This window comes from Kitasatospora sp. NPDC093558 (assembly GCF_040683475.1).
GTDB lineage: Bacteria > Actinomycetota > Actinomycetes > Streptomycetales > Streptomycetaceae > Kitasatospora.
Map to the genome: position 1 here is coordinate 1 of NZ_JBFBDY010000469.1, position 5021 is coordinate 5021.

Annotated in this window: 5 protein-coding genes; 4 read left to right on the plus strand and 1 reads right to left on the minus strand. The window is 74.2% G+C overall.

Annotation, left to right across the window (positions count from 1 at the left end; all coding sequences use genetic code 11):
* Positions 1-78: 78 nt before the first annotated feature.
* Both AB0O00_RS29295 and AB0O00_RS29300 read left to right on the plus strand, forming a co-directional pair.
* Entirely contained in the window at positions 79-1602 is a 1524-nt protein-coding gene (locus AB0O00_RS29295; RefSeq protein ID WP_363656826.1) for an aldehyde dehydrogenase family protein, read from the plus strand.
* A gap of 309 nt (positions 1603-1911) precedes the next feature.
* Positions 1912-2235 carry a nuclear transport factor 2 family protein gene (locus AB0O00_RS29300; protein WP_363656828.1) on the plus strand — a complete coding sequence of 108 codons (324 nt, stop codon included), beginning with the start codon at positions 1912-1914 and terminating at the stop codon, positions 2233-2235.
* Between the two features lie 55 nt (positions 2236-2290).
* On the opposite strand, the gene AB0O00_RS29305 is transcribed toward AB0O00_RS29300, so the two are convergent.
* Complete coding sequence (locus AB0O00_RS29305; RefSeq protein ID WP_363656830.1) at positions 2291-3514, minus strand: serine hydrolase; 1224 nt, start codon at positions 3512-3514, stop codon at positions 2291-2293.
* A gap of 106 nt (positions 3515-3620) precedes the next feature.
* Between AB0O00_RS29305 and AB0O00_RS29310 the strand changes: the two genes are divergently transcribed.
* Positions 3621-4145, plus strand: a complete 525-nt coding sequence (locus tag AB0O00_RS29310; RefSeq protein WP_363656832.1) for an NUDIX domain-containing protein — start codon at positions 3621-3623, stop codon at positions 4143-4145.
* A 213-nt stretch (positions 4146-4358) separates the two neighbouring features.
* A partial coding sequence (locus AB0O00_RS29315) for a TetR/AcrR family transcriptional regulator (RefSeq protein WP_363656834.1) occupies positions 4359-5021 on the plus strand: 663 nt, incomplete at its 3' end.

Consider the following 5021-nt stretch of genomic DNA (forward strand, 5'->3'; position numbering starts at 1 on the left):
CCCCGAACCGGGCGGTCCGGCCCGCCGCCCCGCCGCAGGGCACGGGCGGCGCCCGACGTCGCGAGGAGACACCAGAGCATGACGGTCTACCAGCCGCCCGGCACCCCCGGCAGCATCATCGCCTACCGCCCCCGCTACGAGCACTGGATCGGCGGCGACTGGGTGCCGCCGGTGCGCGGCGAGTACTTCGGGAACCCGACCCCGGTCACCGGCGAGGTCTTCACCGAGGTCGCCCGCGGCACCGCCGAGGACATCGAGGCCGCCCTGGACGCCGCCCACGCCGCCGCGCCCGCCTGGGGGCGCACGTCCGCCGCCGAGCGCGCCCAGGTGCTCCTGCGCCTCGCCGACCGGATGGAGGCGAACCTGGAGCGGCTGGCCGTCGCGGAGAGCTGGGAGAACGGCAAGCCGGTGCGCGAGACGCTGGCCGCCGACCTCCCGCTCGCCGTCGACCACCTGCGCTACTTCGCCGGCGCGCTGCGCGCCCAGGAGGGCGGCATCTCCCAGCTGGACGAGGACACCGTCGCGTACCACTTCCACGAGCCGCTGGGCGTGGTCGGCCAGATCATCCCGTGGAACTTCCCGATCCTGATGGCGATATGGAAGCTCGCCCCGGCGATCGCGGCGGGCAACGCCGTCGTCCTGAAGCCCGCCGAGCAGACCCCGGCCTCCGTCCTGCTGCTCGCCGAGCTGACCGCCGACCTGCTGCCGCCCGGCGTGGTCAACATCGTGACGGGCTTCGGCGAGGAGGCCGGCGCCCCGCTCGCGGCCAGCCCCCGCATCCGCAAGATCGCCTTCACCGGCGAGACCACCACCGGCCGGCTCATCTCCCGCGCCGCCAGCGACAACCTGATCCCGGTCTCGCTGGAGCTCGGCGGCAAGAGCCCCAACGTGTTCTTCGGCGACGTCGCCGACGCCGACGACGCCTTCTACGGCAAGGCCGTCGAGGGCTTCGCGATGTTCGCCCTCAACCAGGGCGAGGTGTGCACCTGCCCGAGCCGGGCGCTGATCCAGTCCTCGGTCTACGAGCGCCTGCTCGCCGACGGCCTGGAGCGGGTCCGCACGATGCGCCAGGGCAACCCGCTCGACACCGAGACCCAGGTCGGCGCGCAGGCCAGCGTCGAGCAGCTGAAGAAAATCCTCTCCTACTTCGACATCGGCCGCGCCGAGGGCGCCAAGGTGCTCGCCGGCGGCGAGCAGGCCGACCTCGGCGGCGCCCTGGCCGGCGGGTACTACGTGACGCCGACGGTCTTCGAGGGCGACAACCGGATGCGGGTCTTCCAGGAGGAGATCTTCGGCCCGGTGGTCTCCGTCACCCGCTTCGGCGACTTCGCCGAGGGCGTCGCGCTCGCCAACGACACCCAGTACGGCCTCGGCGCGGGCGTCTGGACCCGGGACCTCAACACCGCCCACCGCGCCGGCCGCGCCATCCAGGCCGGCCGCGTGTGGACCAACTGCTACCACGCCTACCCCGCCCACGCGGCCTTCGGCGGCTACAAGAACTCCGGTATCGGGCGGGAGAACCACAAGGCGCTGCTGGAGCACTACCAGCAGACCAAGAACCTGCTGGTCAGCTACTCCCCCGACGAGGTCGGCTTCTTCTAGGCCTCACGCAGTCCTCACGCAGTCCTCGCGCAGTCCTCGCGCAGACCGCACAGGCCTGCGCAGTCCTCGCGGCCGAGGATCACGGCCCGGCCTTCCAGCGGCCGGACTCTTCGCGGGTCGGGAGACCGCTCCCGGTCTCCCGTCCCGCTGCCACTCCCCGTGACATCAGGGCAAATACCACGAAACGCCCATTTGTTGATCCAAGCACATGAATGCGCGAATTTCGCCGACTCGCCGCCGACATGCCCGGCCGCGCCCGGTGGACGTCGTACACAGGGGCTCCCGTCCCTTCCACCCCGGGAGCCTCGAATGACCATCTCCCCCGCCAAGCTCTCCGACCCGACCGTGCGCGCCTTCGTCGCCGCGATCAACGCCGGCGACCGCGCCGCCTTCATGGCCACGCTCGCCCCGGGCGCGACCATGTCCGACGACGGCTCCGACCGCGACATCCACGACTGGACCGAACGGGAGGTCTTCTCGTCGCGCGGCCGCATGGACGTCCAGACCGAGTCCGACGGCGGCCACGCCCTCGTCGCCAACTTCACCAACGAGACCTGGGGGGAGATGCGCACCGCCTGGCGGTTCACCGTCGACGGCGGGAAGATCAGCCGCTTCGAGACCGGCCAGGCGTGAGCGGCCCCGGCCGGGCGTGAGCAGCCCCGGCCGGGCCTGAGCGGCAGGGTCCGTCCTACCCGTCGAGCCCCAGGCACCCGCGCACGGCACGGATGAGGTTGCGCGAACGGATGTCCCCGGTGACGCCCGGCTGCATCCCGTTGGTGACGTAGCCGAAACCGAGCCCGAGGTCCGGGTCGGCGAAGCCCAGCGAGCCGCCCCGGCCCGGGTGCCCGAAACTCGCCGGGGACGCCATCGGCGCGGTCGGGCCGTGCCGCCAGAAGCCCAGGCCGAACGTGGAGTTGACGATCAGCACCCGGTCCGGGCCGCTCACCACCGGCCCGAGCGCCCGGGCCAGCACCTGCGGCCCGAGCAGCGGCGCGAGCGTGCCGCCCGAGCCGTCGTGCCGGTCCGCCGCGCCGACCAGCGCCGCGTAGAACCGGGCCACCGAACGGGCCGTCCCGATGCCGTTCGCGCCGGGGATCTCGGCGGCCTGGACCGCCGGGTCGTTCATGTCCACCCCGGGCAGCACCGAGGCGAAGGAGCGGGCGGTCAGCGAGGACGGGTCCTGGTAGGCGTCCCGGACGTTCTGCTTGGGCCGCAGCCGCAGCCCGCTCGGCCCGGTCCTGGCCGCGTCCGGGGCGGGCAGGTCGACCAGCTTGCCGACGCGCGGCGCGGCAGCGGCCGGCAGCCCGATCCACAGGTCCAGACCGAGCGGCCGGGCGATCTCCTCGGCGAAGTACCGGCCCACGGTGCGCCCGCTCGCCCGCCGCACCACCTCGCCGACCAGCCAGCCGAACGTGTACGGGTGGTAGCCGTGCGCGGTGCCCGGCTCCCAGGCGGGCGCCTGCGCGGCGACGGCCGCGACCGCCCGCTCCCAGGTCAGCACGTCCTCCAGGCGCAGCGGCACGTCCAGCGCGGGCACCCCGGCCTGGTGCGAGAGCAGCCAGCTCACCGGCACCCCGCCCTTGCCGGCCGCCGCGAACTCGGGCCAGTAGGAGGCCACCGGCGCGTCCAGGTCGAGCTCGCCGCGCTCGGCGAGCAGGAGGGCGGTGGTGGCGGTCAGACCCTTGGTGACCGAGCGGAGCACCTGCGCGGTGTCCGCCGTCCACGCGACGGCGGGCGCGGGCCGGCCGCCGACCTCGGGCCGGGCGTCGCCGCCCCACAGGTCGACCACCTTGCGGCCGCGCACGTACAGCGCGAAGGCGGCGCCGAGCTCGCCGTACTCGCGGAAGTTCCGCGCGAAGGCCTCCCGTACCGGCTCGAAGCCGTCGGCCGTCTCGCCCCAGATCTCCACCATCGCGCGCCGTCCTCAGCCCGTGCGACCCGACCGGGCCTGTCCGTAGTTGACCGTATTCGTTCGCGCCCGCGTTCGAAGCGGGCCCGGAAACCCTAACCTGTCGGTCATGACCAACCCTGCCGCGGTGAACCCCGCCGAAGAGCTGCTGGACGTCGTCGACGAACACGACCGGGTGATCGGGACGGCGGTGCGCGGGGAGGTGTACCGGCGCGGCCTCACCCACCGGTGCGTCTTCATCCTGGTCCGCGACCCGTCCGGGCGGATCTTCGTCCACCGCCGCACCGACACCAAGCTCTTCGCCCCCGGCGCCTACGACATGTTCGTCGGCGGCGTCGTCGGTTCCGGCGAGACGTACGCCGAGGCCGCCGTCCGCGAGGCCGAGGAGGAACTGGGCGTGAGCGGCATCGCCCCGCGCCCGATGTTCAAGTTCCTCTTCCGGCAGGACCACCTCTCCTGGTGGTGCGACATGTACGAGGCCGTGTGGGACGGCCCGGTCTCCCCGCAGGAGTCCGAGGTCGCCTGGCACGCCTGGCTGACCCCCGCCGAGCTCGACGAACGCCTCGCCCGCGACGACTTCGTCCCCGACGGCCGCGAGGCCTACCGCCGCTACCTGGACTTCCGCGCCGCGTAGGGCCCGTTGCGCCCGCCGGATAGGGTGGCGCGCATGGCCTCCCGTACGCCGTCGCCGACGGCCGCCCGCGCCGGACGGACCCCCGCCCCGGACCGGTCCCCGGCGCCCGACGCGCCCGGTGCTCCCGGCATGTCCGGCGCTCCCGGCGCGACCGGCGCTCCCGGTACGTCCGCCGCGACCGGCGCCGCCGCGGGCGAGCGCCCGCGCCGCCGGCTGAGCGTCGACGAGCGGCGCGAGCAGCTGATCGCCGTCGCCCTGGAACTGTTCAGCGTGCGCCCGCCGGAGGAGGTGTCGATCGACGACATCGCCGCCGCCGCGGGCGCCTCCCGGCCGCTCGTGTACCACTACTTCCCCGGCAAGCAGGCGTTGTACGAGGAGTCGCTGCGCCGGGCCGGACGCGAACTCGCCGGACGCTTCGAGGAGCCCCCCGAGGGCCCGCTGTCCGAGCGCCTCTACCGCGTGATGGGCCGCTACCTGGACTTCGTCCAGAGCCACGGGCCCGGCTTCGCGGCGCTGCTGCGCGGCGGCTCGGTGGCCGCCAGCGCCGGCACGTCGGCGGTGATCGACGAGGTCCGGCGGGCCGCCCACGACCAGATCCTCAGCCACCTCGCCGTCCCCGCCCCGAGCCCCGGGCTGCGGCTGACCGTCCGCGCCTGGATCGCCAACGCCGAGATCACCTCGCTCGAGTGGCTGGCCGAGCGCTCGGTGCCGCTGGAGGAGCTGCAGCTGCACCTCGTCCAGGAGTTCGTCGCCGCGCTCGTCCTCACCGCCGCCCGGGAACCCGCGCTCGGCGCCGAGCTCGCGACCTTCCTCGCGGACGAACGGCCGGACGGTCCGACCGGGCGCCTCGTGCACGACCTGGCCGGCCTGCTCGCC